Annotated in this window: 24 protein-coding genes and 1 riboswitch; of the genes, 19 read left to right on the top strand and 5 right to left on the bottom strand. The window is 70.8% G+C overall.

The window, feature by feature from the left end:
• The 4 genes from cobO to U2P90_RS19330 all read right to left on the bottom strand — a co-directional run bounded on the left by cobO (position 1) and on the right by U2P90_RS19330 (position 3066).
• Positions 1-576 carry a cob(I)yrinic acid a,c-diamide adenosyltransferase gene (gene cobO, locus U2P90_RS19315; protein WP_322475006.1) on the bottom strand — a complete coding sequence of 192 codons (576 nt, stop codon included), beginning with the start codon at positions 574-576 and terminating at the stop codon, positions 1-3.
• A gap of 41 nt (positions 577-617) precedes the next feature.
• On the bottom strand, positions 618-1490 hold the full coding sequence (locus U2P90_RS19320) for an ABC transporter substrate-binding protein (protein ID WP_322474963.1): 873 nt from the start codon (positions 1488-1490) through the stop codon (positions 618-620).
• 146 nt (positions 1491-1636) lie between these two features.
• Positions 1637-1757, bottom strand: a riboswitch (cobalamin riboswitch).
• Complete coding sequence (locus U2P90_RS19325) at positions 1738-2325, bottom strand: histidine phosphatase family protein (protein WP_322474964.1); 588 nt, start codon at positions 2323-2325, stop codon at positions 1738-1740. It overlaps the preceding riboswitch by 20 nt.
• Positions 2326-2328: 3 nt before the next feature.
• Positions 2329-3066: an adenosylcobinamide-GDP ribazoletransferase gene (locus tag U2P90_RS19330; protein ID WP_322474965.1), complete on the bottom strand. Its 738-nt coding sequence runs from the start codon at positions 3064-3066 to the stop codon at positions 2329-2331.
• A 203-nt stretch (positions 3067-3269) separates the two neighbouring features.
• Here U2P90_RS19330 and U2P90_RS19335 point away from each other — a divergent pair, with 203 nt between their 5' ends.
• From U2P90_RS19335 to U2P90_RS19365, 7 genes are all read left to right on the top strand, one after another.
• Entirely contained in the window at positions 3270-4475 is a 1206-nt protein-coding gene (locus U2P90_RS19335; RefSeq protein WP_322475005.1) for a 3-dehydroquinate synthase, read from the top strand.
• Positions 4445-4771 carry a hypothetical protein gene (locus U2P90_RS19340; protein ID WP_322474966.1) on the top strand — a complete coding sequence of 109 codons (327 nt, stop codon included), beginning with the start codon at positions 4445-4447 and terminating at the stop codon, positions 4769-4771. Before U2P90_RS19335 ends, U2P90_RS19340 begins: the two co-directional genes overlap by 31 nt.
• A complete protein-coding gene (locus U2P90_RS19345) occupies positions 4768-5598 on the top strand; it encodes a TatD family hydrolase (protein WP_322474967.1) in 831 nt (276 codons plus the stop codon). The genes U2P90_RS19340 and U2P90_RS19345 overlap by 4 nt, the downstream gene beginning before the upstream one ends.
• Positions 5595-6800, top strand: coding sequence for a metabolite traffic protein EboE (gene eboE / locus U2P90_RS19350; RefSeq protein ID WP_322474968.1), 1206 nt, complete (start codon positions 5595-5597; stop codon positions 6798-6800). The genes U2P90_RS19345 and eboE overlap by 4 nt, the downstream gene beginning before the upstream one ends.
• Positions 6790-7668, top strand: coding sequence for a UbiA family prenyltransferase (locus U2P90_RS19355; RefSeq protein WP_322474969.1), 879 nt, complete (start codon positions 6790-6792; stop codon positions 7666-7668). The genes eboE and U2P90_RS19355 overlap by 11 nt, the downstream gene beginning before the upstream one ends.
• Before the next feature lies 1 nt (position 7669).
• Positions 7670-9073, top strand: coding sequence for an alkaline phosphatase family protein (locus tag U2P90_RS19360; protein ID WP_322474970.1), 1404 nt, complete (start codon positions 7670-7672; stop codon positions 9071-9073).
• A gap of 89 nt (positions 9074-9162) precedes the next feature.
• The gene (locus tag U2P90_RS19365) at positions 9163-11295 is read left to right on the top strand and encodes a putative bifunctional diguanylate cyclase/phosphodiesterase (RefSeq protein ID WP_322474971.1); all 2133 of its coding nucleotides are present in this window, start codon (positions 9163-9165) and stop codon (positions 11293-11295) included.
• A gap of 18 nt (positions 11296-11313) precedes the next feature.
• Here the strand turns inward: U2P90_RS19365 and U2P90_RS19370 are convergent, their stop codons facing one another.
• On the bottom strand, positions 11314-12789 hold the full coding sequence (locus tag U2P90_RS19370; RefSeq protein ID WP_322474972.1) for a potassium/proton antiporter: 1476 nt from the start codon (positions 12787-12789) through the stop codon (positions 11314-11316).
• Between the two features lie 248 nt (positions 12790-13037).
• Here U2P90_RS19370 and U2P90_RS19375 point away from each other — a divergent pair, with 248 nt between their 5' ends.
• The 12 genes from U2P90_RS19375 (at position 13038) to U2P90_RS19430 (ending at position 26202) form a co-directional block, all read left to right on the top strand.
• Positions 13038-13817 carry a DeoR/GlpR family DNA-binding transcription regulator gene (locus U2P90_RS19375; protein ID WP_322474973.1) on the top strand — a complete coding sequence of 260 codons (780 nt, stop codon included), beginning with the start codon at positions 13038-13040 and terminating at the stop codon, positions 13815-13817.
• On the top strand, positions 13814-15283 hold the full coding sequence (locus tag U2P90_RS19380) for an endo alpha-1,4 polygalactosaminidase (protein WP_322474974.1): 1470 nt from the start codon (positions 13814-13816) through the stop codon (positions 15281-15283). Before U2P90_RS19375 ends, U2P90_RS19380 begins: the two co-directional genes overlap by 4 nt.
• Positions 15284-15323: 40 nt before the next feature.
• Positions 15324-16253, top strand: coding sequence for a carbohydrate ABC transporter permease (locus tag U2P90_RS19385; protein WP_322474975.1), 930 nt, complete (start codon positions 15324-15326; stop codon positions 16251-16253).
• Positions 16240-17127: a carbohydrate ABC transporter permease gene (locus tag U2P90_RS19390; RefSeq protein WP_295815645.1), complete on the top strand. Its 888-nt coding sequence runs from the start codon at positions 16240-16242 to the stop codon at positions 17125-17127. Before U2P90_RS19385 ends, U2P90_RS19390 begins: the two co-directional genes overlap by 14 nt.
• A gap of 42 nt (positions 17128-17169) precedes the next feature.
• Positions 17170-18411, top strand: a complete 1242-nt coding sequence (locus U2P90_RS19395) for an ABC transporter substrate-binding protein (RefSeq protein WP_322474976.1) — start codon at positions 17170-17172, stop codon at positions 18409-18411.
• Positions 18411-19385 (top strand): N-acetylglucosamine kinase, encoded by a 975-nt coding sequence (locus tag U2P90_RS19400; RefSeq protein WP_322474977.1) that lies wholly within the window; start codon positions 18411-18413, stop codon positions 19383-19385. Before U2P90_RS19395 ends, U2P90_RS19400 begins: the two co-directional genes overlap by 1 nt.
• A complete protein-coding gene (locus U2P90_RS19405) occupies positions 19382-20332 on the top strand; it encodes an SIS domain-containing protein (RefSeq protein ID WP_295815648.1) in 951 nt (316 codons plus the stop codon). The genes U2P90_RS19400 and U2P90_RS19405 overlap by 4 nt, the downstream gene beginning before the upstream one ends.
• Positions 20333-20465: 133 nt before the next feature.
• Positions 20466-21299 carry a class II fructose-bisphosphate aldolase gene (locus tag U2P90_RS19410; protein ID WP_295815649.1) on the top strand — a complete coding sequence of 278 codons (834 nt, stop codon included), beginning with the start codon at positions 20466-20468 and terminating at the stop codon, positions 21297-21299.
• Positions 21296-22183 carry a 1-phosphofructokinase family hexose kinase gene (locus U2P90_RS19415; protein WP_322474978.1) on the top strand — a complete coding sequence of 296 codons (888 nt, stop codon included), beginning with the start codon at positions 21296-21298 and terminating at the stop codon, positions 22181-22183. The genes U2P90_RS19410 and U2P90_RS19415 overlap by 4 nt, the downstream gene beginning before the upstream one ends.
• A gap of 86 nt (positions 22184-22269) precedes the next feature.
• Positions 22270-23541, top strand: a complete 1272-nt coding sequence (locus tag U2P90_RS19420; protein WP_322474979.1) for an ABC transporter substrate-binding protein — start codon at positions 22270-22272, stop codon at positions 23539-23541.
• 37 nt (positions 23542-23578) lie between these two features.
• Entirely contained in the window at positions 23579-24934 is a 1356-nt protein-coding gene (locus tag U2P90_RS19425; RefSeq protein WP_322474980.1) for a hypothetical protein, read from the top strand.
• Positions 24931-26202, top strand: a complete 1272-nt coding sequence (locus U2P90_RS19430) for a Gfo/Idh/MocA family protein (RefSeq protein ID WP_322474981.1) — start codon at positions 24931-24933, stop codon at positions 26200-26202. The genes U2P90_RS19425 and U2P90_RS19430 overlap by 4 nt, the downstream gene beginning before the upstream one ends.
• The last annotated feature ends 390 nt before the right edge of the window (positions 26203-26592 follow it).

Genomic DNA, 26592 nt, shown 5'->3' on the forward strand with positions numbered 1-26592 from the left:
TCAGTACTCGATGCCGGTCTGGGCACCGATCCCGGCGGCGTACGCGTGCTTGACCGGCGTGACCTCGCTGACGGTGTCGGCCAGGGCCACGAGTTCGGGCAGGGCGTCGCGGCCGGTGATGACCACGTGCATGAGGGGTGGGCGTGCGGTCAAGACCGCCTCGACCTCCGGCCACGCCACCCAGCCGTAGGTCAGGGCGTAGGTGAACTCGTCCAGCACGATCAGGTCGTGCTCGCCGGCCTCGATCGCGGCCTTGGCCAGCGTCCAGCCGTGGGCGGCCATGGCGGCGCTGTTCTCCAGATCGCGCGAGCGCCACGTGAAGCCGTCGCCCAGGCCCTCGTGCTCGATGCCCAGCACGTCCAGGGTGCGGTGTTCGCCGAAGCGGGCCCCCTCGTGCTTCAGGAACTGGAACAGGCGCACGCGCAGGCCCCGGCCGTGGGCCCGCATCATCAGGCCCAGGGCGGCGGTCGTCTTGCCCTTGCCGTGCCCGGTGTTCACGATCACCAGCCCCCGGCGGCCCTTCTGGAGGCCCTCAGGCTTGCGGTGCGCGTCGCGGGCGGCCTCCAGATCACGCATGGCCGCCTCGCGCCGCGCACGGGTCGCGGGGTCGAGGTCGGTCACTTCAGGGCTCCGGGGTGCAGTATCCGGATCAGCGCCCGCAGGGCCACGGCCAGGCGCGGGCCGGGGCGGCTCAGGGCGTCGTTCTCCTCGGGGGTCGGCTCGTACACGCGGCCCGCCTGCACGGCCCGCAGGGTGCTCCAGCCGGGGCGGGTGCGGGCCAGCGCCGTGTCCAGGCCGACCATGACCTGCGGATTGGCCTTCACGATCAGCTCGGGGTCGAGCTTCGGGAAGTCGCCCAGCGCGGCCGGCACGATAGTGTGGCCGCCCGCCTTCGTGATCAGCGCCCCGATGAACGAGTTCGGCCCGACCGAGTACGGCGTGGGGTCGATCTCGAAGTACGTGCTGACCTTCGGCCGGCTGATGACGCTGGCCTGGAGGGTGTTCAGGTCGCCGCGCATGGTCGTGATCAGGCGCGTGGCCCCGGCCTCGTGGTTGGTCAGTTTGCCCAGGACGGCGATCTTCTCGAAGACCTCGTTATAGGTCTGTGCGGTGCCGCCGTACACGGTCAGGCCCGCCGCTGCCAGCTTCTCGGTCAGGCGCGAACCGCTGGACTCGTCGGCCAGTACCAGATCGGGTTTCAGGGCCACGATCTTCTCGATGTCCGGCTGGTAGCCGCTTCCGACCTTCGGCAGGCGATCCGTCAGGGCCTTCGGATAGTTGCTGAACACGTCCACAGCGATCAACGCCGATTCCGCGCCGATGGCCGCCAGCGTCTCGGTGTGGCTGGGCAGCATGGCGATGATCCGGCGCGGCTGGGCCTTCAGGGTGACGGTGCGGCCCAGGTCGTCGGTGACGGTCAGGGGGTACGTGGCGGCGGCAGCGGTGGATGCGCCAGCCAGCAGGGCGGCGAGCAGGAAACGGTGGAACATGGGAACTCCGGCGTGCGGGGGCGGTGTGCGGCCAGGAGCGGGTGCAGCTTGCGAAAACCCGCTCCGGCCGGGGCCAGAGCGGGCACGCGCGGGGAGCGCGGTGACATCGGCATCTGTGGCCCTCTGACGGCGAGAGGTGCGCTGCACGGGGCAGCGTCGTCCCTGAGGGGCATTCGGGCTCACCGTCCAGACTCGGACGGCATACCGTTGCGCGACAGCGCCGGATTCTCACCGGACTTCCCCGACCTCAGGTCACGGGCAGCGTAGCAGAGGCCGGGGGCCGCAGCGCCACGAGCCACCACGCCCCGCCCGCCCGGCGCAGCGTGGCGACCGCGCCGGGCGGCACCTCCGCACCGGTCACGCCCACGGTCACGCGCAGCAGCGCCAGCAGCGGGCCCGCGTGTGTGATGGCCACGACCTCGCCGCTGTCCGGCAGGGTGTCCAGCCACCCGTACAGGCGGGCGTGAAAGACGCGTCCGGTCTCGCCACCGGGGGGGCCGGTGTCGGCGTCCGGATTGCCCAGCGCGTCGATCCAGCGCCGGGGGGCGTCGCCGTGAGCGGTCTCCAGCTCGGCCCAGGTGTGCCCGGCCATGATGCCGAAGTCGGCCTCGCGCAGCGCGGGGGTGGGCACCGCACCCGGACATCCAGCCAGCGCCGCCGTCTGCCGCGTGCGGAGGGCCGGGGACGTGAACGCCACAGCGTCCAGGGGAAGCCCCAGACCTGCCGCCAGCGCCTCACCAACCGCCGTCAGTGGCGCGTCCTCGTCCGGCTGCGGATACCGCTTCCCGGCATTCGGCGCAGTCGGCGCATGCCGGACGAGGTGCAGCGTCAGCACTCCTCAGCGCCCCCACGCGAAGGCACACAGCGCACACAGTTCCGCCACGGTCACGATCATGCCGTATCCATCGCCGCTCAGACCGCCGCCCAGCCGCCGCGCCGCGAAGGCGGCCACCAGCAGGCCACCGACCAGCGCCGCCAGCCACGCGATCCACGCGCCGGGGATCAGCAGGGTCGGCGCGGCGAGCAGCAGCGCCACGCCCCAGCGGCCCTCGCGTGAGCGGGCCCCCAGCGACTCCGGGCGGGCGGCAGGATAGGCGTTCATGGGGCCAAGCAGCACCGTCCGGGCCGCCACCGCCGCGACCAGCGGGGCCAGCGGCGGCAGGGGCGCGGCCAGCAGGCTCCACAGCGTCAGCAGGGCGAGCACGCCGGTCGCCAGCCCGAAGGCTCCCACGTGGACGTCGCGCAGGATCACGAGCCGCTCGGCCGGCGACTTCATGGCGAACAGAGCATCGGCGCTGTCCACCAGCCCGTCGAAGTGCAGCATCCCGGTCACGGCCAGCCACGCCCCCACACCCAGCGCCGCGGTCACGCCCCCCGGCAGCGGGAGCGGCAGCCACAGCAGCAGCGCCACCAGACCGCCCACCGCGTAGCCGGCCAGCGGGTAGTACGCGCTGGCCCGCGCGAAGTCGCCGTCGCGCACCTCGCGGACGTGGGGCAGCGGCAGGGTCGTCAGGAAGGTCAGGGCCAGGTGCGCGGCGGCGCGTTCACGGAGCCAGGTCGTGCGGATGGGGGGCATGGGGCTACGTCCTCCTGGCCGGCCACGACAGGTGGACGCCGCCCCCGATCCTACGGTGTGACGAGGCGGCCAGACGCGATGCCAGGTTCAGAATGGTCGGACGCTGAGAAGCGGTTAGCGTTCTTTTTATGCGGCTGGGCGCAGAGTTCAAGGATGTCTGACCGAGACCGATGTTACATTCTGCGCCGGGGGGCCGCCGGGGGATCCACGTGACCCGCACCATCGAGCAGGTCGTACCCGTGACCTTCACGTACCCGGTACATTTCACGCAGGGCCTCTTCGACCCGGCCCGGCCACTGCTGCGCGACACCCTGGGGCACGCGAAGGTGCTGTGCGTGATCGACGACGGCGTGCTGGCCGCGTGGCCGGAGTTGCCCACCCAGATCAGCGCGTACTTCGCCGCGTCGCCGCAGCTGACGCTGGTGGCCGCGCCCCTGAGCGTGCCCGGCGGTGAGCGCTGCAAGCGTGACCCCGGCCACGTGGAGGCCGTGCAGGCGGCCATCAACGCGCACGGCATCGACCGGCACGCCTACGTCATGGCCGTCGGGGGCGGTGCGGTGCTCGACATGGTTGGCTACGCTGCCGCGACCGCACACCGGGGTGTGCGCCTGATCCGTGTGCCCACCACGGTGCTGTCGCAGAACGACTCGGCCGTGGGCGTCAAGAACAGCGTGAATGCCTTCGGCAAGAAGAACTGGCTGGGCACCTTCGCGCCGCCCTACGCCGTGCTGAACGACCGCGACTTCCTGACCACGCTGGAGGATCGCGACTGGCTGGGCGGCCTCAGCGAGGCGGTCAAGGTGGCGCTCCTGAAGGACGCCGCGTTCTTCGAGTGGCTGGAGGCGAATGCCGAGGCGCTGGCCGCCCGCGACCTGGCCGCCATGGAGTACGCCGTGTACCGCTGCGCGGAGCTGCACCTGGCGCACATCGCCACGGGCGGCGACCCCTTCGAACAGGGCTCGTCGCGCCCGCTGGACTTCGGCCATTGGGCGGCGCACAAGCTCGAAAGCCTGAGCGGCTACGAACTGCGCCACGGAGAGGCCGTCGCGGTCGGCATCGCGCTGGACTGTACCTATGCGGCGCTGTCGGGCCTGCTGCCCGAAGCGGACTGGCGGCGCGTGATGAATGTCCTGCTCACGCTGGGGCTCGACGTCTCCGTGCCGGAACTGGGCACCGACCGTCAGGACGCTGCCGATCCCGCGTCCGTCCTGAGCGGGCTGAACGAGTTCCGCGAGCACCTGGGCGGCCAGCTCACCATCGCCCTGCTGACGGGCATCGGCCGGCCGGTCGATGTCCACGAGATGAACCACGACACCCTGCGCCGCGCCGTCGCCGTCCTGAACGACGTGCACGCCCGGACGCCCACCGGAGGAGCACTATGCCTGCCCACGCCGACACCTGCCTGCTGACCCAGGCCCACCTGCTCGATGCGTCGTTCATGGAGCACCGTGCCCACCTGCTCGCCATCGCGGCCTTCCTCGACCGCCTGGAGCGGGCGCAGGGCGCGGCCACCACACCGCCGGACTTCCGGCTCACCGCGCTGCGCGGGGCGCTGCACGAACTCACCTCGCCCGAGTACGGCCGCGTGATGCGGGCGCAGCTGCTCCTGAGCGACCGTGACCTCACGCTGCTGGACGAGCGCGACTCGCAGAGCGCCTACGGAGCGTCGCGCCGGGCCGACAGCCACGAGGGGGCCGAACAGTGAACTACATCGACATGCACGCGCACATGGTCTCGCGCACCACCGACGACTACCACGCCATGGCCCTGAGCGGCTGCGTGGCCGTCACGGAACCCGCGTTCTGGTCCGGGCGCGACCGCCTGGGGCCGGAGGCCTTCGCGGACTACTTCGACCACCTCACGACCTTCGAGCCGGCCCGGGCCCGTGAATACGGCATCGCGCACTATGCGTGGCTGTGCCTGAATCCCAAGGAAGGCGAAGACCGGGATCTGACGAAGAAGGTGCTCGGCATCATCCCCGAGTTCCTGGGCCGCGACACGGTGCTGGGCATCGGCGAGATCGGCCTGAACCGCGTGACGCGCAACGAGCTGGCGACCTTCCTGGATCACGTGGAACTCGCGCTGGAGCACCAGCAGCTCATCCACATCCACACGCCGCACCTGGAAGACAAGTACAAGGGCACCCGCGTGATGATCGACGCGCTGACGAAGGACGCCCGCATCGACCCGGCCCGCGTGATGATCGACCACGCCGAGGAGCACACCGCCGAACTGATCCTGGCCGAGGGCTTCTGGACCGGGATCACGCTGTACCCCAAGACCAAGGCGTCCCCGGCCCGCGCCATCGACATGATCGAGGTGTACGGCAGCGACCGCCTGATCGTCGCCTCGGCGTGCGACTGGGGCCCCAGCCAGCCGCTGGCCGTGCCGGAGTTCATCTTCGAGGCCCGGCGGCGCGGCCACAGCGAGGCGACCATCCGCAAGATCGTGCTGGAGAACCCCGAGCGCTTCCTGGGCCAGTCCCCGAAGTTCGTCCCGCCCCGCCGCGAGCGGGCCACGGTGCCCGTGTGAGGGTGGACGAACAGGGCACGCAGCTCACGTACTGCACGAACATCCACCCCGCCGAGGGGCTGGCGGGCGTCCTGCGGAGCCTGGACGAGTACACCGTGCCCCTGAAGGCCCGCCTGTCGCCGGACGCCCCCTTCGGCGTGGGCCTGCGGCTGTCGGGCCGCGAGAGCGTGGAGGTGCTTCAGGGCACCGCGCTGGCCGATCTCCGCACCTTCCTGGACGACCGCGGCCTGTACGTGTTCACCATGAACGGCTTTCCGTACGGCCCCTTCCACGGGCAGGCGGTCAAGGCGCAGGTGCACGCCCCCGACTGGCGGCACCCCGAACGCGTGGCGTACACCCTGCGCCTGACCGAGATCCTCGCGGCGCTGCTGCCGGACGGCTCCGAGGGCAGCATCAGCACCAGTCCGCTGAGCTACGCGGCGTGGGTGGACGCCGCTGACCCGCAGGTGTGGCAGGAACTCACGCAGAACGTGGTGGAGGTCGTGGCCGCGCTCGTGCGGCTGCGTCAGGAACGCGGGATCGTCATCCACCTCGACATGGAACCCGAACCCGACGGCCTGCTGCAGTGCAGCGCCGATCTCGCGGCGTTCTACACGGAGCACCTCCTCACGCATGGGGCCGAGGAGCTGGCGGCGCGGCTGGGCACCGGCCTGGACATGGCCCGTGCCCACCTGCGCGACCACTTCCAGGTCTGCTTCGACGTGTGCCACGTGGCCGTGATGTACGACGAACCCGCCGCTGCCCTGGCGCTGTACCGTGACGCCGGCCTGCGAGTGGGCAAGGTGCAGATCAGCTCTGCTCTGCGCCTCGTGCTGCCGGACGACGCGGCGGGCCGGGACGCGCTGGGCACCGCCCTGGCCCCCTTCGCGGAGGGCACGTACCTGCATCAGGTGATCGCCCGCACGCGCCGCGGCACGCTCCTCCAGTACCCCGATCTGCCGCCCGCCCTGGCTGACCTGCACAACCCGGACGTGCAGGAGTGGCGCGTCCACTTCCACGTGCCGGTCTTCCTGGATCGCGCCGGGGTCTTCGGCTCCACGCAGGACGCGATCCCCGCCACGCTGGACGCCCTGCGGAGTGAACTCGCCGCACACCATCTGGAGGTCGAGACGTACACCTGGGATGTGCTGCCAGGCGAGCTGAGGCTCCCGATGGTCGAGTCCATCGCCAGGGAACTGGAGTGGGTGCAGGATGTCCTCTAGCGCCGCGCCCGGCCGCTCTGTGCGCTGGCACGCGCACCTGTCGCTGGCCCGCATCTCGAATTCACCCACGGTGGTCACGAACGCGCTGGCGGGGAGTGCCCTGGTCGGCGGGGATCTGGGCGGTGCATTGACGGTTGCCGTGGCGATGGTGCTGTTCTACACCGGCGGCATGTACCTGAACGACCTCCTCGACCTCCAGATCGACCGGCGCGACCGCCCGGATCGTCCGCTGCCCTCTGGCACAATCCCTCTGTCCGAGGCGTGGGCCGTGACCGCGCTGCTGTTCGTGGTCGGCATGGGGCTGCTGCTGCTCGCCGGGGGCCGCGCCCCGCTGGGCGGGCTGGTGCTGGCCGCGCTGATCGTCCTGTACGACGCGTGGCACAAGACCAATCCGCTCAGTCCGGTGGTCATGGGGGCCACCCGCGCCCTGGTCTACGTGACCGCGGCGCTGGCCGTCGCCCCCACCGTCGGCCCGGCCGTGACGGTGTGGGCGCTGCTGCTCGGCGCGTACACGGCGGGCCTGACCTACGTCGCCAAGACCGAGGGCCGCCCCGTCCGTCCCCAGTCGTGGCCCGCGCGGTACTGGCCGGTGGCGCTCGTCGCCGCGCCGGTGCTGTACGCCGTGGTGGGCGGCTTCGCGTGGCCCACGTGGCCCGCCGCCCTGCTCCTGGCCGCGTGGATCGCGTACTCGCTGCGTTTCGTGTACGTGGCGCGCAACATCGGCGCGTCCGTGGGCCACCTGATCGCCGGGATGTGCCTGCTCGACGCCACCGTGCTGGCTGCAGCCGGTGCCTTCGCGTGGCTGCCGCTCGCCTACGCCGCCTTCGCGCTGACCCTGTGGGCCCAGCGCCACATCCGAGGAACCTGACATGACCAGTCCAACCCCCCGCGTGGCCGTCATCAACGTCGTCGGCCTGACCCCCGCCCTCCTGCCGCACCTGCCGCGCCTCCAGGCCTTCGCCGCGCGCGGGCAGGTCGCGCCCGTCGCGCCGATGCTCCCGGCCGTCACGTGCTCCGTACAGGCCACGTACCTGACCGGCGAGTGGCCGTCCGAACACGGCATCGTCGGGAACGGCTGGTACTTCAAGGACGAGTGCGAGATCAAGTTCTGGCGGCAGTCCAACCACCTGATCCAGTCGCCCAAGCTGTGGGACGCGCTGCGGGCCCACGACCCCAGCGCGACCATCGCCAACATCTGCTGGTGGTACAACATGTACTCCAGCGCCGACTACACCGTCACGCCCAGGCCCATGTACCCCGCCGACGGCCGCAAGCTGCCCGACTGCTACACCCAGCCCATGGAACTGCGCGACGAGCTGCAGGCGAAACTCGGCACCTTCCCGCTGTTCAGCTACTGGGGGCCGAACGCGAACATCTCCTCCAGCGCGTGGATCGCGGCGGCGGCGAAGCACATCGACGAGACCTACGCGCCCACGCTGAACCTCGTGTACCTGCCGCACCTCGACTACGGCCTCCAGCAGCACGGTCCGGACGCGGCGGCCCTGAAGACGCAGCTCGCCGAGATCGACGCCGTGGCCGGTGACCTGATCGACCACTACGGGCGCCGGGGCGTGCAGGTCATGCTGGTCTCCGAATACGGCATCGAGCGGGCGTGGCGGCCCGTCCACATCAACCGGGCCCTGCGCGAGGCCGGACTGATCAGCGTGCGCCAGGAGGTCGGCCGCGACATGCTCGACGCCGGCATGAGCGCCGCCTTCGCCGTGGCCGACCACCAGATCGCCCACGTGTACGTGAACGATCCTGCCCGCCGGAACGAGGTGCGGGCGCTGCTGGAGGCCCTCCCCGGTGTGGCCGAGGTGCTGGACGACGCCGGCAAGACGCGCCACCACCTGAACCACGACCGGGCCGGCGACTTCGTGGTGGTCGCGGAGCCGGGCGCGTGGTTCACGTACTACTTCTGGCTCGACGACGCCCGCGCCCCCGACTACGCCCGCACCGTGGACATCCACCGCAAGCCCGGCTACGACCCGGTCGAGCTGTTCATGGATCCGCACAGCCCGGCCAAACTGAATGCCGGCGTGGCGCTGGCGAAGAAGAAACTCGGCTTCCGCTACCTGCTGAACGTGATCGGTTTCGACGCCTCACTGGTGAAGGGGGCGCATGGCCGCGTCGGCGACGATCCCGCCGAGGGGCCGCTGCTGGTCACCGCCCGGCCGGAGCTGCTGCCGCGCCGCCCGCTCGTGGCGACCGACGTGTACACGGCGATCCTCGCGCACCTGGGGGTGCCGGCCGGGGAGGCCACACCGGCGTGACCACCGGGCCCGGCGGCGCCGCCGGCGGCCGGAGGTATCGGGCGCGCCTGTGACGCCCGTGTCAGGGTCGACGTCCTACATTCGGAACCGTGACTCCTTCCCGTGCAGCTGGACGCGGGGACACCGCCCGGGCGCGCGCCCGGGTGGTGGGCCGCCATGACGTCACGGCGGCCGCCTTCGACACCACGGCGGCGCTGATCATCGCCCTGGACCGCTCCGGGCGGATCATGCGCTTCAATGCCGCGTGCGAGCGCCTCACGGGGCTGCAGGAAGCCGACGTGCTCGGGGAGCTGCTGTGGCCCCTGGTGCTCGACGAGGCGGAATCGGCGCGGGCCCAGGCGGGGTACGCCCAGATCTCGCCGGACCGGGCCCCCGGCCGCTACGAGAACACCTGGCTGGATCAGCATGGCGAGCGGCGCTTTATCGCGTGGTCGACCGCGTTCCTGCTGGACGATGGCGGGCAGATCGAGCTGGTGGTCTCGACCGGCCTGGACATCACCCGGGAGCGCGAGATCCGGCTGGAGCGTGAGGAGAGCGAGGCCCGCTTCCGGGCACTGTTCGAGCAGTCCGCCGACGGCGTGGTGCTGGCCGACCCCCACGACCGCGAGGTGCCGTGGCGCGTGGTCGACTGCAACGCCGCGTTTGCGCACATGAACGGCTACCAGCGGGAGGAACTGATCGGCCAGTCGCTGGACGTCCTGCACGAGGACGACCTGCTGGCCCGCCGGGGTGACGAGTTCCTGGCCCGGATCCGGCAGGTCGGGGCGCCGGCCCGGAGCGGCGGCATGCACCGGCGCCGCGACGGCTCCGTGTTCCCCATCGAGACGGCGTCGAGCGTCCTGTCCCTGGGTGGCCGGGAACTGGTGCTGGGCGTCGACCGCGACGTGTCCGAGCGCCACCGCACCGAGGCCCAGCTGATCGCCATGAACGCCCGCCTGACCCATGAGGCCCATCACGACACCCTGACCGGCCTGCCCAACCGGACGCTGCTGCTCGACCGCCTGGAGCTGGAACGGGCCCGGGCCGACCGCAGCGGCCGGGCCTTCGCGGTGATGTTCATCGATCTGGACGACTTCAAGCGCGTCAACGACAGCCTGGGGCACGACGCCGGGGATGACCTGCTGCGCGAGGCCAGCCGACGCCTGCAGGCCACGCTGCGGCCAACCGACACCGTCGCGCGGCTGGGGGGAGACGAGTTCGTGGTGCTGGTGCCCGACGTCCTGAGTGCCCACCACGCGGCGCGGGTGGCGCATCGCCTGCGGGTGGCCCTGGGCGCGCCGGTCGCGCGGGGGGGGGTCGAACTCACGGTGCAGTCCAGCGTCGGGATCAGCCTGTCACCCCAGGACGGGGTGCTGGCCGCCGACCTGATGCGCCACGCGGACATGGCGATGTACGCCATGAAACGCAGCGGCAAGAACGGGGTGCAGTTCTACGACCCGGCCATGAACGCCGAGGCGCAGGCCCGGCTGCGGCTCGAGACGCGCCTGCGCCTCGCGATCAGTGAGGAGACCCTGGGGATCCACTACCAGCCGCAGGTGGACGTGGCGACGGGTGCCCTGGTGGGCCTGGAGGCGCTGGTGCGCTGGACCGACACGGATCTGGGCGTGGTGAGCCCCGCCGAGTTCATCCCGGTCGCCGAGGACACCGGCATGATCGTGGCGCTGGGCAGCTGGGTGCTGGACGAGGCGTGCCGGCAGGCCGCCGAGTGGCAGCTGGACGTGCCGATGGCGGTGAACGTCTCGCCCCACCAGCTGATCCGCGCCGATTTCGTGGACGTGGTGCGCGCGGCGCTGCGCCGCCACGCGCTGGCCCCGCACCTCCTGAAGCTGGAGATCACCGAACGTCTGTCCCTGGGGGATCCGGGGCGGGCCGCGCAGCATCTGGCCGGCATCGAGCGTCTGGGCGTGCGGCTCTCCCTGGACGATTTCGGCTCCGGCCAGTCGGCCCTGGCGTCCCTGATGGCCCTGCCGCTGCACGAGGTGAAACTTGACCGCACCCTGCTGGTGGGCGTGACGGCCGACCCGCAGTCGTGGCAGGTGGTGGCGGCGCTGCTGGCCCTGGCGCGTGGCCTGAACCTGCCGGTGGTGGTCGAGGGCGTGGAGACCGCGGCGCAGCTGGACGCCCTGCGGACCATGGGGTGCGGGAGCGTCCAGGGGTATTTCACCGGGCGGCCCCAGCGGCCGTCGGAACTCCGGGGCATCGTCGGTCACGCGGCGTCGTGAGCGCGCCCGCCGCGCGCGTCACGCGGTGTGCCGGGCCTCGATGCGCTCGCGCAGGGCGTCGAAACTCTCACGGCTGCCGAGCATCTGGAGTTCGTCGCCCGCCGCGAGCGTGGTCGAGCCGTTCGGCACGATGTACTCGGTGCCCCGGTGGATGACCATGATCAGCACGTCGGCCGGAAAGCCCAGTTCCACGATCCGCCGACCAACGACAGGGGAGTGCGGCGGGATGGTCACCTCGACCACGTCACTCTTGCCCGCGCCGGTCGGGGTGAACAGCAGGCGCTGGGTGTTGCCGCTGGAGGCCGCCGCATCCACCCCGAGCAGCCGGGCCACCACCGGCAGCGTGGTGCCCTGCACGACCAGGCTGGTCAGCATGATGAAGAACGCCACGTTGAAGATCGTGTCCGCACCGGGAATGTCCTCGAGCAGGGGAAACGTCGCCAGGATGATCGGCACGGCCCCGCGCAGGCCCACCCACGCGACCATGCCGCGGTGGCGCAGCGGCATCTGTGACAGCGCCAGACTGAGGAAGACGGCGGCGGGACGGGCCACGAACATCAGGAACAGTGAGATCAAGAGGGCGGGGCCGGCGATCTGCGCCACCTGTGACGGGAAGACCAGCAGTCCCAGCAGCAGGAACATGCCGATCTCCAGCAGGTAGGTCAGCCCCTCGTGCCACTGCCGCAGCGAGCGCTTGTGCACCAGCGGCCGGTTGCCGAGCAGCACCCCCGCGATGTACACCGCCAGGAAGCCGCTGCCGCCCACCAGCGCGGTCAGCGAATACACCAGACCCACCAGCGCGACCGACAGCACGGTGTACAGGCCCTCGGACGGCAGCTCGATGCGGTTGACGCCGCGCACCGCCAGCACGCCCAGTCCGTAGCCCATGGCTGCGCCCAGCACCATCTGTTGAAGAAACAGGGGAATCACGGCTGTCCAGGACATCTCGGGGTGGGCGATCAGCGAGCTCAATCCGATCACCAGGAAGATCGCCATCGGATCGTTCACGCCGGACTCGAATTCCAGCAGCGGCTTGATCTGTCCCTTCAGGCCCAGCCCCCGTTCCTTGAGCACCGAGAACACGGCGCTGGCGTCGGTGCTCGACACCACCGCGCCCAGCAGCAGGCTGGTCAGCCACGGCAGCCCCAGCAGCAGGTGCGCCACGCCGGCCACCAGCACGGTCGTGAGCAGCACCCCCAGGGTCGCCAGCACCAGCCCCCGGCGCAGGGTGGGGCGGGTGTGGGCCCAGCTGGTCTCCAGGCCCCCGGAATACAGGATGAAGGCCAGCGTGATGATCCCGATCGCCTGGGTCAGGCCGTAGTTCTCGAAGGCGATGCCGCCCGGGCCCTCGCTGCCGGCCAGCATGCCGATCCCGAGGAACAGCACGAGGCCGGGCACGCCCAGCCGCCCGCCGACCTTGCTCGCCAGCAGCCCGACCAGCAGCAGTCCTGACACGATCAGGATCGGCAGGTCGATGGGATTGACGTGGGTCATGGCCTGACCCTAGCGCAGCGTCGTGTCCGGCGGAGCGCGGGCCGGCGCGGTGCCAGCGCTCCGCGTGGCGGTGCCCGGGCCCGGTCGCCACCCGACCCCCCGATCCGCCATCGATCAAAAACGATCATCAAACAGGTTGCAATTGATTGATTGGGTTGCTATGGTGATCGCATCGATCAAGTCATGCCGGCCCGGACGGGTGCGGCCCATCGTCACCGTGTTCCAGCCGTTCCCGGCGGAGGTCGTCCGTGCAGTCAGACCGCATCAGCAAGATTCAGCACCACCTCTACAGCAACGGCTTCGCCAACGTGCAGGAGCTGGCCGAGGCGACCGGCGCGTCGATCGTGACCATCCGGCGCGACCTCCAGCGGCTGGAGGAGGGCGGCATCGTGACCCGCACCCACGGCGGCGCGCGGCTGGCCGAGGCCGCCGGCCCGGAACTCGCCTTCCAGGCACGGGTGCAGGAGCAGGTCGAGGCCAAGCGGGCCATCGCGGACGCGGCCCTGGCGCTGCTCCAGCCGCACAGCACGGTCTTTCTGGATGCCGGCACGACGGTGCTGCAACTCGCCCGTCGGCTGCGGGTCGAGCCCATGCCCCTGACGGTGTTCACCAACGGGCTGGCCGTCGCGCAGGAACTCGTGAACGTGGACGGCGTGACCGTGCACCTGCTGGGCGGCCAGCTGCGCAACGAGAACCTCTCGGTGGTCGGCCCCACCGCCGAGCGGCAGCTGGGCGACCTGTGGTTCGACCAGCTGTACCTGGGCACCAGCGCCGTTCACGACGACGTCCGCATGTACACCCTGCACCCGGCCGAGGCCAGCCTGAACCAGGTCATGCTCCGCCGTACGTCACAGGCGGTCGTGCTGGCCGATTCGAGCAAGTTCGGGGGCCGCGCTCCCTACGCCGTGGCCCCGGTGACCGACGCCCACACCCTGATCACGGACGCCCGGCTGGACACCGGCTGGACGGACCGGCTCGCCGAACTGGAGGTGGCCGCGACCCTCGTGCCCCTCGGGAGGACTCCATGAACCGAGCATTCCTGCTGACCGCCCTGCTCGCCGCCACGACCGCCGGGGCGCAGACCGCCCCCGCCGCCGGCGCGGTGCCGCCCTCCAGCGTCGCCCAGGCGGTGAAGAAGACCATTGCCATCGGCGGCGACCTGACGCAGTGGGACGGCCTGACCCGCTATCCGGTGATCCAGAGCAACGGCGTGCCCAGCGTGCCGGTCAAGAACGCCGGGTACTACAGCGTGGCGTGGGACGACCAGAACCTGTACGTGCTGGGCGTGTTCGATCAGCCGGGGGACACCGTGGTCGCCAAACTGGCCACCGACGCTCCCGAGTGGTGGAACGACGACGTGATGGAGCTGTTTATCCGCACGCAGCCCTACGCCAAGGCCCCGGCCGACCTGCACTTCGCCATCAACCCGGCCGGCACGCGCTTCAAGGCGTATACGGCCACCACCGACTACAAGAGCGCCGGGCGCATCGAGGCTGGGCGCTGGGTGCTGGAACTGGCCCTGCCGCTGAACACCGCGACCTTCCCGGCCGCCAAGGCGGGCGACGTGTGGGCCCTGAAGGTCGGCCGCGAGCACCAGAAGGCCGCCGAGTTCCCCCTGTGGCCCATCGGCGGCGACTTCAACTCGCCCAACAACTACGGCTACCTGGCCTTCACCGACCAGACCGCCGATGCGGCCGCACTGGCGCAGAGCATCTCCACGGCGCTGGGGCAGTCCCCCGCCGGCGCACCGATCGCCAGCCGCCTGTCGGACATCGGCTCGTACTCGGTGTACTACGGCAAGACGCCGGCGGACGTCGCGAAGCTCACGAACTACGACCTGGCCATCGTGCAGCCCAGCACCGTCACGGCCGCGCAACTCAAGACCCTGCACGACACCGGCACCCGCGTGATCGCCTACGTGACCGTGGGCGAGCTGGAGAAGAACAGCCCGTATGCCAGCCGCATCCAGCCCGCGTGGGTGCTGGGCGAGAACAAGAACTGGGGCTCGAAGTACATCGACGCCTCGCAGCCCGGCTGGCAGGCCATCGTGAAGGAGCAGACCGACGCCCTGCTGGCGCGCGGCTTCGACGGCTTCTTCCTGGACACCCTGGACACCGCCGACCTGTACCCGCAGGCGGGCCCCGGCCTGGTAAAGATCGTCGAGACCCTGCGGGCCGACCACCCGAATGCCGTGATCGTCCAGAACCGGGGGTTTGCCCTGCTGAACGCGACCGCCCCCAGCATCGACGCCGTGATGTACGAGAACTTCTCGAGCATGTACGACTTCGGCAAGAAGACGTACGGCCCGGTCAGCGGTGATCCCAGCTTCGTGCAGGCGCTGAACAAGCGTGGCCTGGTCGTGCTGACCATGGACTACGCCACGGCCACCCAGACCGACGTCATCACCCGCGACTACGAGCGGGCGCGGTCGCTGGGCTTTATCCCCTTCGTCTCGACCATCAACCTCGACGAGCTGCTGGAGATCAATCCGTGAGCCCGGCCGTCGGCACCCCCTGAGTTTACAGGAGACCCGTATGCAGAAGGCCGCCCCCGTCATCTCCATCCGGACACGCCGCGCGTCGCCCATGCGGCGGCAGGAAGCGTGGCTCGCTGCGGCGCTGATCCTGCCCAGCACGCTGGGGATCGTGATCTTCGCCGTGCTGCCCATCGCGGCGTCGCTGGGCATCTCGCTGACCGACTGGGGCGGCCTGAGCCGGCCGAACGTCGTCGGGTTCCAGAACTACGCGGCGGCCCTGCAGGACACCCGCGCCACCAGCGCCATGTCCCACACCCTGCTGTATGTGCTGCTGGCCGTGCCGACCGGCGTCCTGATCTCGCTGACGCTGGCGGTGTGGATCACCAACCTGAAAGCCGGGTGGCTGCGCACCGTGTTCCGCACCGTGTACTACCTGCCGATGGTCACCATCGGAGTCGCCGTGGCGCTGCTGTGGCAGGTGCTGCTGGCCCCCCAGGGCTTGGTCAACCTGATCCTGGGCTGGCTGGGCGTGCAGGGGCCGAACTGGCTGGGCTCACCGTCGTGGGTGCTGCCGGCCGTGGCGGTCTTCAGCGTGTGGCAGGGTTCCGGTCAGGGCATCATCCTGTTCCTGGCCAGCCTCGCCTCGGTGCCCAAGGATCTGTACGAGGCCGCGCAGCTCGACGGCGCACGGCCGTGGGAGGCCTTCCGCTACATCACCCTGCCGATGGTCAGCCCCACCGTGTTCCTGGTGCTGGTGCTCAGCGTGATCGGGGCCCTGCAGGTCTTCGAGGCCGTGCTCGTGCTGTCGAACGGCGGCCCCGGCGACTCCAGTACCACGGTTGCCCTGTACATCTACAAGACGGCCTTCACCTTCTTCAAGATGGGCTACGCGTCGGCGCTGGCGTGGCTGCTGGCGGTCATCCTGATCGCGCTGATGGTCGTGCAGTGGCGCACGCAGAACCGGTGGGTGAACTATGACCAGGTCTGAACCGCTGCCCAGCGCCGCCGGGAGTGAGCGCACCCGTGACGCCTCCATCCGGGCCCGCACCCAGAGCGCCCAGATCGGCCTGATCGCGCTGCTGACCCTGGGGGCCGTGGCGATCCTGCTGCCGTTCGCGTGGATGATCCTGACCGCGTTCAAGACCCCGGCCGAGGCGTACACGTGGCCGCCGGTGTGGCTGCCGTCGAAGTGGAGCGTGGCGAACTTCGAGCAGCTGTTCAACACCATCCCCTTTGCCCGGATGTTCGCCAACTCGGTGTGGACGAGCGTGGTGATCGCGTCGCTGAACATCCTGACCGCCGCGCCCGCCGCCTACGCCTTCGCCCGGCTGCGCTTTCCGGGGCAGGGGCTGTGGTTCGGCTCGCACCTGCTGTCGCTGATGATCCCGTGGCAGGTCACGATCATCCCCGTCTTCCTGCTGATCCGGGCACTCGGGTGGTACGACTCGTACACCGCGCTGATCATCCCCAGCATCGCCAGCGGCTTCACCGTCTTTTTGCTGTTCCAGTTCTTCCGCTCGCTGCCGCGCAGCCTGGAGGAGAGCGTGCTGATCGACGGCGGCTCGTGGTTCACGGCCCTGCGGCACGTGGCGCTGCCGGCCGCGAGCGGGGCCATCGCCGCCGCGTGGCTGTTCTCCTTCCTGGGCAACTGGCAGTCCTTCATCTGGCCGCTGATCGTGCTCCAGAGCAGCGAGAAGATGCTGCTGCCGGTCGGGCTGCTCAGCCTCCAGAACCAGTACTCCGTGAACATTCCCGTGCTGATGGCCGGCGCGACGCTGTCGACCCTGCCCACCGTCATCGCGTACCTCTTCGTCCAGCGCTACCTCACCGACGCCGCCATCACCAGCGGCCTCAAGGGGTAGGTCGTGACCCTTCACCTTCTCTCCCGCCCCCGGAGGCATCCCATGAAGAACACCCTGCTGCTCCTCGCCGCCCTGTCCCTGACGTCCGCCAGCGCCGTGACCACCATCGACTACGCCACGTGGGACGGCACCCGCCAGCCCGCCGACGAGGCCCTCATCGCCGCGTACAACAAGTCGCAGTCCGATGTCGTGGTCAAGTACAACCTCGTGCCGTGGGGCGTGTACTGGCAGAAGGCCGCCGCCATGGTCGCGGGGGGCTCCACCTACGACGTGATGTGGATGAACCTCGACAACTTCCCCTTCTACCAGTCGCAGGGGGCTCTCGCGCCGATCACGCTGGACGCCAAGACGAGTGCGGCGCTGCCCGCCACGCGCACGTCGCCGTACCGGGTGGGGGGCCAGCTGTACGGCGTGCCGCTGGGGCCGCAGCCGGTGACGGTGTACATCAACCGCGCCCTGTTCAAGGAACGCGGCGTGCCGATCCCCACGGCGAACTGGACGTATGACCAGATGCTCGCCGCCGCCAAGAAGCTGACCTTCATGAAAGACGGCAAGCAGATCTACGGCATCAACGGGGCCGACCTCCAGGCCGATCTGGAATACGGCATGAGCTTCTACTTCGGCGCGGGCGGCCAGGGCCTGATCAAGAAGACGGGCACGACCTACGCGGCCAGCCTCGATCCGGTGTTCCAGAAGACCGCGCAACAGCTCCTTGACCTGATCTACGTGCACAAGGTCTCCCCTGGCCCGCAGGCTGCCACCCAGCAGGGCTACCAGATGTTCCTGGCAGGCCAGATGGGCATCCTGGTGCAGGGCTCGTGGATGGTCTCGACGTGGAGCCAGAACAAGGATCTGGACTGGGCCTTCGCGCCCTTCCCCAGCGAGAACGGCCTGAAGCCGCGCCCGGTGGTCAGCGCCCACGCGCTGGTGGTGCCGCAGGGCAGCAAGAACAAGGAAGCCGCCGCGAAGTTCATCACGTGGATGAACACCTCGACCCAGGCGCAGCGACTGCTGGCCCAGCGGGGCCTGCTGCCGACCCTGGCCGAGTCGTACAAGAGCCAGTACCTCCAGGCGCTGCCCGGTCGCAACGCCCAGACCGTGTTCACGCAGTTGCCGAACTCGGTGGTCATCAACTCCAGCCTGCGCAGCCTCAAGGGCCTGCCCGAAGTGCTGACCGTGCTGAGCCAGAAGATGAACCTGGCGTGGACGGGCAACGCCAAGCTGCCGGACGCCATCTCGCAGGCTCAGACCGAGATGACGAACCTCCTCAGACAGAGCAAGTAATGACCGGACGCTGGGTGCTGGGGCTGGACGGCGGCGGCAGCAAGACCGCGCTGGCGTACCTGTCGCAGGGCGGTGCGCTGGTCGGGCCGTTCTCCGCCCCCGGCATCAACCCCTTCGACCGGCCCGGCTGGGAGGGCACGCTGCGCGCCTTCCTGGCGGCCCACCCCGCCCCCGGCCCACTGGAACACGCCACCCTGGGCCTGCCCGGCTACGGCGAGTCGCCGGATCTGACCGCCCGGCAGGACGAGGTCTGCCGCTCGCTCCTCGCTGCCTCGCAGACCCGCATGAACGACGTACAGGCAGCGTTCCTCGGCGCGTTTCCGGGCGGCGTCGGGGCGCTGCTGCTGGCCGGCACCGGCTCGATGGCGTGGGCGAGCGACGGCGAGCGCCACGTGCGGGCCGGCGGCTGGGGCGAGGGGTTTGGCGACGAGGGCAGCGCGTACTGGATCGGCCGCGCCGCGCTGGGGCGGGCGAGCCAGGCGATGGACGGCCGGCACCCGGACACTGACTTTCCCGCGCTGCTGCTCTCGGAGCTGCTGGGCGGCGAGGTCACCCAGGCCCGCCTGCTCGACTGGCACCACGCCCAGACGCACCTGCGCTCGGCGGTGGCGGCGCTGGCCCGCACGGTGGACGCGCTGGCCGAGGCCGGACAGCCGACCGCGCTGACGCTGCTGGACGGGGCCGCGAGCGAACTTGCCCGGCACGTCCACGCCGTCCGGGCGCAGCTGCATCTGCCGGCGCTGCCGTGGAGCCACGCCGGCAGTGTCCTGACCAGCCGCCACCTTCAGGCCGCCCTCCGCCGGGATCTGGGCGAGCCTGAGCCTCCCGCCCTCCCACCCCTGGGCGGCGCACTGCACCACGCCGCGCAGCACGCGGGCTGGGCCACGTCACTGGAACGCCTGAACGCCGCGCTCTCCTCTCCGGCCCACGCGTCCCTCCCCTTCCCTGCCCCACGGCCCCAGGAGTCCGTATGAATCCCACCCACCGCAGCATCACCGAGCAGTTTCCGTACTGGCAGCGGGCCGCCGTGCCCGCGCCGATCCACAGTGCCCAGGCCCACATCCTGCTGGGCTGCGGCACGTCGTATTACCTCGCGCAGAGCGTGGCCGCCGCGCTGAACGTGGCGGGGGTGCCCGCGCTGGCCGTGCCCGGCGGCGAGTGGCTGGCCCGGCCGGGGGCGTACCTGCCCGCCGGCACGCCCGCCCACATCCTGGCCTTCTCGCGCAGCGGCGAGTCCACCGAGACGGTGCAGGCCGCCCACCGCAGCCGCGCCGATGGGCACCACGTCACCGCCGTGACCTGCGAGGCGGGCAGCTCGCTGGCCCAGGCCGCCGACGAGGTGCTGTACGCCGAGACCCACCCCGAGGAGGGCATCGTCATGACGTCCTCGGCCAGCCTGATGCTGCTCACGGGGCTGCGGCTGGCCGGGCTGGCGTTCCACGAGGAGGACGTGCTGGCGTCGCAGGCGCTGATGACGCAGGCGCAGCGCGCCTACCCGGCGCTGATCGAGGGACGCACGCACGTCGTGTTCCTGGGCGCGGGCGAGCTGTACGGCGTGGCGCAGGAGGGCGCACTGAAGCTCCAGGAGATGAGCCTGACCTACACCCAGGCGTACCACCCGCTGGAGTACCGGCACGGCCCGATCAGTCTGGTGGACGACCGCACGGTGGTGGTGCTGCTGTCGCATCCGGACACCGCCGCCGACGAGGCGCGGCTGGTGCCCGAGCTGCGCTCCAAGGGCGCGCGGGTGCTGGGCTTCGGCGCGCCGGGCGACGTGAGCGTCGAGCTGCCCGGCGACGCCCGCCGCCGCGCCGTGATGGTGCTCCCGGCCCTCCAGATGCTGGGCGAGTGCGTGGCGCAGGCCCGGGGGCTGGACACCACGGCCCCGCGCTGGCTGACCAAGGTGGTGACGCTCGCGTGACACCGACTCTGCTCTCTTCCGCCACACCCGGGACGGCGCCGGTTGCGGCTCCACGCCGCAGAGCCGGTGTCCTGTTCCTTCGCCCTCTGGGCGGAGGTCATCGGTTCGCGGAACCGATGACCTCGGAATCCGTATGAGCGCCGCCCAGGTGCCGCCTGCCGTGCGGAGCGGCCTCGACCACCTGCGGGCAGCGCGGCAGGGGGGCTACGCCATCGCGGCCTTCAACGCCGTGAACCTGGAGACGGCGCAGGCCATCGTGGCGGCGGCCGAGGCGACGCGCTCCCCGGTGATCCTCCAGATCTCGCACAACGCGGCGCGGCACGGCGGGCTGGGCGCCCTGGCCGCGCTGGGCCTGAGCCTCAAGCGCGCCGCGACGGTGCCCGTGCTCCTGCACCTCGACCACGCCGAGACCCCGGAGGTCGCCCTCGAAGCCCTGCACCTGGGCTTCGAGGGCGTGATGCTGGAGGGCGACGACCCCGCCACGCTGCGGCCGCTGTCGGCAGCGGCCCACGCCCAGGGCGGGTATCTGGAGGCGGAGTACGAGATCGTGGTCAAGGGCGAGCGCCGGGGTGAACGCCACGACGATCCGGCGGCTCTGGCCGGCTTCGCCCGGGACAGCCACTGCGACCTGCTGGCCGTCGACCTGGGCAGCGCCCACAAGCAGGAGGACAAGACCGCCCGCCTGGACTTCGCCCGGCTGCAGGCCCTGGCGGCGGCCACGGCCCTGCCGCTGGTGCTCCACGGCGCGAGCAGCGTGCCCGAGGACGAGCTGGCGCACGCCGCCGCGCTGGGGGTGGCGAAGGTCAACCTGGCGACGGACCTCACGCTGGCGTTCACCGGGGCCGTGCGGGACTCGCTGTCGGGAGGCGCGAAAGACCCGCGTACGTATCTGGCCGCCGGACGCAGTGCCATGCAGGCCCGCGCCGAGCACTACCTGCGCGTGCTGGGGAGCGCCGGACGCGCATGATCGTCGCGCTGACCCCCAACCTGAGCCTCGACCGGACGCTGCGGCTCGACCGCGCGCTGGTGCCCGGCCAGCTCCACCGCGTGCCGGAGGTGAGCGTGGCGGCCGGCGGCAAGGGGCCGAACCTGGCGCGGATCGTGCGGGCCTTCGGCGGCGAGACGTGCGTGGCGGGCGTCGTGGCCGGTCATAACGGGGCACACTTCCGCGCCCTGCTGGCCGCCGAGGGCCTGTCCGGCGTGCTGGAGGACACCGCCGGCGAGACCCGCGAGTGCCACATCCTGATGGACGGGGCCAGCGCCCACCCGACCGAGATCAACGAGGCCGGCCCCGCCTACGACGCGGACGCGGTGGCGCGGCTGCTCGCCCGGCTGCCGGCCGGTCGGGTCGCGGTGTGCGGCAGCCTCGCGCCGGGGACGGCCCCGGACGCCTTCGCGGCCATGCTCCGGGCCCTGGGATCGCCCGTGGTGGACTCCAGCGGCGCGGGCCTCCAGGCCGCCATCGAGAGTGGCGCGGGCCTGATCAAGCCCAACGAGCACGAGCTGGAGGCGCTCACCGGGCAGGGCACCGTGGCGTCGGCCCGTGACCTGTACCGCCGCAGCGGCGTGCCGGTGCTGCTGACCCGTGGAGCGCACGGGGCGGCCTACATCGGGGCGGAGGTGCTGGAGGTGCAGGCCCCGATGGTCGAGGTCAGGAACCCGGTGGGCTCCGGCGACTCGCTGCTGGGGGCCTTCCTGTACGCCCGGCAGCGCGGCGAGCCGCTGGAGGCCGCCCTGCGCCTCGCGGTGGCGGCCGGGAGTGCCAACGCCCTGCTGGGAGGCCCGCTGCGCTTCGATCCGGCCGTCGCCCGTGACCTGGTGCCCCGCACGGCCGTGTCGATCCCGGCCTGAACCCGCCCGGTACCGCTCCCGTTCCGCCGCCCCGTGTGCCGCCCCCACCGCACCTGCCCGCCCGGCGCGGGCCGAAAGGAGAGACCATGCTGACCCGCTCCCTGACCATCACGGCCCTGCTGCTCGGTGCCGCCGCGCTGCCGGGTTCCGGTGCGCTGGCCGCCACGACCATCACGTATGGCACCTGGGACGAGACCCGGCAGGCGACCGACAGGCAGCTGATCGCCGCGTTCCAGAAGGCCTACCCGGACATCACGGTGAAGTACACCCTGGTGCCGTGGGACGTGTACTGGCAGAAACTGGCGGCCATGACGGCGGGCGGGCGCACCTTCGACGCGCTGTGGATGAATCTCGACAACTTCCCGTTCTACCAGTCGCAGGGGGCACTGTCGCCGCTGAACATGGGCGAGGGCGCGGCCCGCATGCCGGCCAAACTGGCCGCGCCCTACCGCGTCGGCGGGCAGCTGTACGGCGCCCCGCTGGGGCCGCAGGCCGTGACCTTCTATGTCAACCGCGCCCTGTTCCGCGAGCGCGGCGTGCCCATCCCGACCAGCGCATGGAGCTGGAACGACGTGGCCGCCGCCGCCCGCAAGCTGACCTTCACGAAGAACGGGCGGCCGGTCTACGGCATCAACGCGGGCGACCTCCAGACGGATCTGGAATACGGCATGAGCCTGTACTACAGCCAGGGCGGCACCGGGATCATCAAGGGGGCCGGGGGCCGCTTCACGCCCAACCTGGACGCCCCCTTCACGAAGACGGCGGCCCAGACCCTGGCCCTGATCTACAAGGAGAAGGTCGCCCCGCCGCCCACCGTGACCGGCCGCCAGGGCTACCAGCTGTTCCTGGCCGGGCAGATGGGCATCTATGTCGAGGGCAGCTGGTCTGTCGGCACGTGGAAACAGGAGCCGGCGCTGGACTGGGCCTTCGCGCCCTTCCCGTCGATGAACGGCACGCCGCCGCGGCCGGTGTACTCGGCGCACGCGCTGGTCATCCCCACCGCCAGCACGCAGAAACAGAGCGCCCAGACCTTCGTGACGTGGATGACGACCAGTCCGCAGGCCCAGGGCATCGTCGCCGCCGCCGGACTGCTGCCCCCCCAGGCCGAGGTCTACCGCGCCGCGTACCTGGGAGCGCTGAAGAACCGCAACGCCCAGACCGTGCTGGCCCAGCTGCCGCGCTCCGTGATCATCAACGACGACGTCCGCCACATCAACAACCTGCCGGAGGTGCTGAACGTCCTGAACCAGCAGCTCAACCTGGCGTGGACGAACAACACCACGCTGGAGCAGGCCGTCGCCGCCGCCGAGAAGAGCATGGCGGGGCTGCTGCGCCAGAGCCGGGTCATCGGGCGCTGACGCCGCAGCCCGGTTCCTCCCCCACCCAAGGAGTTCCATGAGCAAGGTCACCATCATCGGCGCGGGCAGCGCCGTGTTCGCCCAGCAGATGATCACCGACGTGCTGGCCATTCCCGGTCTGGAGCGCGGCGAGTTCGCCCTGATCGACACCGACGCGGCGCGCCTGGAGGCCGCCCACGACCTGGCCGAGCTGACCGTGGCCCGCTCCGGCAAGGCCTTCACGGTGTCGGCGTCCACGGATCGCCGCGCCGTGCTGCCCGGCACCGACTTCGTGATCAACACCATCGAGGTCTCGGGCCTGCGCAACGTCCAGCACGACTACGACATCCCGCTGCGCTACGGCGTCGACCAGTGCATCGGGGACACCACCGGCCCCGGCGGCGTGATGAAGTTCCTGCGCACCGCCCCCGCGTGGCTGGCGATCCTGCGCGACCTGCACGAGCTGGCGCCCGCCGCCACCGTCCTGAACTACACCAACCCCATGAGCGCCCTGGTGCTGCTGTCGGCCCGCGCCACGCCGGTGAAGGTCTATGGGCTGTGCCACTCGGTGCAGAACACCCTGGCGGAACTCGCCGGGTATCTGGAGCTGCCGGTGGCCGAGCTGACATACCGCTGCGCCGGGGTCAACCACCTGTCGTGGTTCACGGAGCTGCGCTGGCGCGGCGAGGACGTGCTGCCCCGGCTGCGGGCGGCCATGCAGCGCCCCGAGATCTACGAGCAGGACATCGTCCGCTTCGAGATGCTGCGGCACTTCGGGGCCTTCCCCACCGAGTCCAGCGGGCATTTCTCGGAATACGTGCCGTACTTCCGGTCGCGGCCCGATCTCGTGTCGCGCTACACCCGCGCCGCGTACAAGGGCGAGAGCGGGTACTACGCCCACCACTGGCCGCACTGGCGCGAGGAACACGCCGCGCAGGTGGCTGACCTGGTGGCCCGCGAACGCGCCGGCGAGGCCGCGATCGACCTGACCCGCAGCCCCGAATTCGCGTCGAACATCATCGAGGGCATGACCCTGAACCGCCCGCAGACGATCACCTGCAACCTGCCGAACGCGGCTCCAGGGGGCCTGCTGATCGACAACCTGCTGGCCGACGGCGTGGTCGAGGTGGGCTGCACGGTCGATGGTGCCGGTGTCCACCCGCAGCCGTACGGACGCCTCCCCGAGGCGCTGGCGGCCATCGACCGCTCGCACCAGGCGGTTCACAGCCTGCTGGCCGACGCCGTGCTGCACGGCGACCCCGAGCGGGCGGTGCAGGCGCTGATGCTCGATCCGCTGACCGCGTCGGTGTGCTCACTGGCCGAGATCCGGTCGATGTTCGGCGAGCTGGTCGCCGCCGAGCGGACCGACCTGCCCGCCTTCCTGAGCGGCGAGCCGCAGGGCGTGACGGCGTGAGCGCAGCGTCCCGCCCGGTCGAGCTGCTGATCCTGGGCGCCGGCAGCCGGGGCGGCACCTATGCCGACTACGCCCGTCGCCATCCCGACGAGTGTGTGGTGGTGGGCGTGGCCGAGCCGGACGCCGGCCGCCGCGAGGCGATGGCCCGGATCTTCGGATTGCCCCCGGAGCGCGTCTTTTCCACGTGGCAGGACGCGCTGGCCCAGCCCCGGCTGGCCGACGTGGCGGTGATCGCCACCCAGGACCGTGACCACGTGGCCCCGGTCGAGGCCGCCGCCGCCCTGGGGTACCACCTGCTGCTGGAAAAACCGATGGCCCCGGACGAGGCCGGCTGCCGGCGCATCGTGGACGCCGCCGAACGCCACGGCGTGATGCTGGGGGTGTGCCACGTCCTCCGGTACACTCCCTACACACAGGCCCTGAAGGCCGTGCTGGACGCCGGCACCATCGGCGAGATCGTGTCGGTCGAGCATCTGGAGCCGGTCGGGTATTGGCACCAGGCGCACTCCTTCGTGCGCGGCCACTGGCGCAACGAGACCCAGAGCAGCCCCATGCTGCTCGCCAAGTCCTGCCACGACCTCGACTGGCTGCGGTACGTGGTGGGGCGGCCGTGCGAGCGCGTGTCGTCGTTCGGCAGCCTGAAGCACTTCCGCCGGGAGGCGCAGCCGGCCGGCGCCTCCGACCGCTGCGTGACGTGTCCGGCCGAGGTCGAGACGCAGTGCCCGTACTCGGCCACCCGCTACTACCTGGGCCAGCTGGATGCGGGGAACACCGGCTGGCCGATCAATGTCATCACATCGGACTTCACAGAGGCTGGCGTGCTGAAGGCGCTGGAAGACGGCCCCTACGGCCGCTGCGTGTACGCCAGCGACAACGACGTCGTGGACCATCAGGTGGTCAACTTCGAGTTTCAGGGCGGGGTCACGGCCAGCTTCACCATGACCGCCTTCACGCGGGCGCGGGGCCGTGAGACGCGCATCTTCGGCACGCGGGGTGAGCTGTACGGCGACAGCCAGCGCCTCACCGTCTTCGACTTCCTGACGAACGAGACCACCGCCATCGATACCGACGTGGCCTCAGACGGCAGCATCCGGTCGGGGCACGGCGGCGGCGACGACGGGCTGATGGTGGCCTTCGTGCGGGCGGTCGCCCAGGGCGATCCCTCACTGATCCTGAGTGGCCCGCAGGAGACGCTGGAGAGCCACCTGATGGTGTTTGCGGCCGAACGGTCGCGCCGGGACGGGCAGATGGTCAGCCTCCCGGCGTGATGTCTGCCGGCCCAGAACTCCCCGCTGCACGGGAAGCTCTGGGCCGACTGCTGGCATATGTGTGGAGGTCAGACCATTGGTATCATCGATTGGATATGTTTGCCGGCACCACCGGGTTCTAGCCTTCTTCTACCCCGCCTGATTTTTCCTGGCCAGCTGTGGAAACGGGCTGTCCAGGTGGCTCAGGCCGGTGCCAGCGCTGGTGCAGACAGCGTCTGCAACCTCCGTGGCCTTCTGCCCACGTGCAGCAGCCAAGGGCGACCGGGTCTCGCGGGGAGTGCTGAAGATGTTCCCCGGAATGGAGGGAGTGTGGGGGTTCTTTCATATCCAATTCTGAGTATTGCCATCGGCCGTGATCCTCCGTGGCCGTGGGGAGCGACGTCTCCGCAC

It is taken from the genome of Deinococcus sp. AB2017081, assembly GCF_034440735.1.
In the GTDB taxonomy this organism is placed as follows: Bacteria; Deinococcota; Deinococci; order Deinococcales; family Deinococcaceae; genus Deinococcus; species Deinococcus rufus.

Bases quoted from the DNA above. Each gene is read 5' to 3' on its own strand.
- cobO (WP_322475006.1), bottom strand. From the start codon at position 576: ATGCGTGATCTGGAGGCCGCCCGCGACGCGCACCGCAAGCCTGAGGGC.
- U2P90_RS19320 (WP_322474963.1), bottom strand. From the start codon at position 1,490: ATGTTCCACCGTTTCCTGCTCGCCGCCCTGCTGGCTGGCGCATCCACC.
- U2P90_RS19330 (WP_322474965.1), bottom strand. From the start codon at position 3,066: ATGCCCCCCATCCGCACGACCTGGCTCCGTGAACGCGCCGCCGCGCAC.
- U2P90_RS19340 (WP_322474966.1), top strand. From the start codon at position 4,445: ATGCCTGCCCACGCCGACACCTGCCTGCTGACCCAGGCCCACCTGCTC.
- U2P90_RS19355 (WP_322474969.1), top strand. From the start codon at position 6,790: ATGTCCTCTAGCGCCGCGCCCGGCCGCTCTGTGCGCTGGCACGCGCAC.
- U2P90_RS19360 (WP_322474970.1), top strand. From the start codon at position 7,670: ATGACCAGTCCAACCCCCCGCGTGGCCGTCATCAACGTCGTCGGCCTG.
- U2P90_RS19370 (WP_322474972.1), bottom strand. From the start codon at position 12,789: ATGACCCACGTCAATCCCATCGACCTGCCGATCCTGATCGTGTCAGGA.
- U2P90_RS19380 (WP_322474974.1), top strand. From the start codon at position 13,814: ATGAACCGAGCATTCCTGCTGACCGCCCTGCTCGCCGCCACGACCGCC.
- U2P90_RS19385 (WP_322474975.1), top strand. From the start codon at position 15,324: ATGCAGAAGGCCGCCCCCGTCATCTCCATCCGGACACGCCGCGCGTCG.
- U2P90_RS19390 (WP_295815645.1), top strand. From the start codon at position 16,240: ATGACCAGGTCTGAACCGCTGCCCAGCGCCGCCGGGAGTGAGCGCACC.
- U2P90_RS19395 (WP_322474976.1), top strand. From the start codon at position 17,170: ATGAAGAACACCCTGCTGCTCCTCGCCGCCCTGTCCCTGACGTCCGCC.
- U2P90_RS19400 (WP_322474977.1), top strand. From the start codon at position 18,411: ATGACCGGACGCTGGGTGCTGGGGCTGGACGGCGGCGGCAGCAAGACC.
- U2P90_RS19405 (WP_295815648.1), top strand. From the start codon at position 19,382: ATGAATCCCACCCACCGCAGCATCACCGAGCAGTTTCCGTACTGGCAG.
- U2P90_RS19410 (WP_295815649.1), top strand. From the start codon at position 20,466: ATGAGCGCCGCCCAGGTGCCGCCTGCCGTGCGGAGCGGCCTCGACCAC.
- U2P90_RS19415 (WP_322474978.1), top strand. From the start codon at position 21,296: ATGATCGTCGCGCTGACCCCCAACCTGAGCCTCGACCGGACGCTGCGG.
- U2P90_RS19420 (WP_322474979.1), top strand. From the start codon at position 22,270: ATGCTGACCCGCTCCCTGACCATCACGGCCCTGCTGCTCGGTGCCGCC.
- U2P90_RS19425 (WP_322474980.1), top strand. From the start codon at position 23,579: ATGAGCAAGGTCACCATCATCGGCGCGGGCAGCGCCGTGTTCGCCCAG.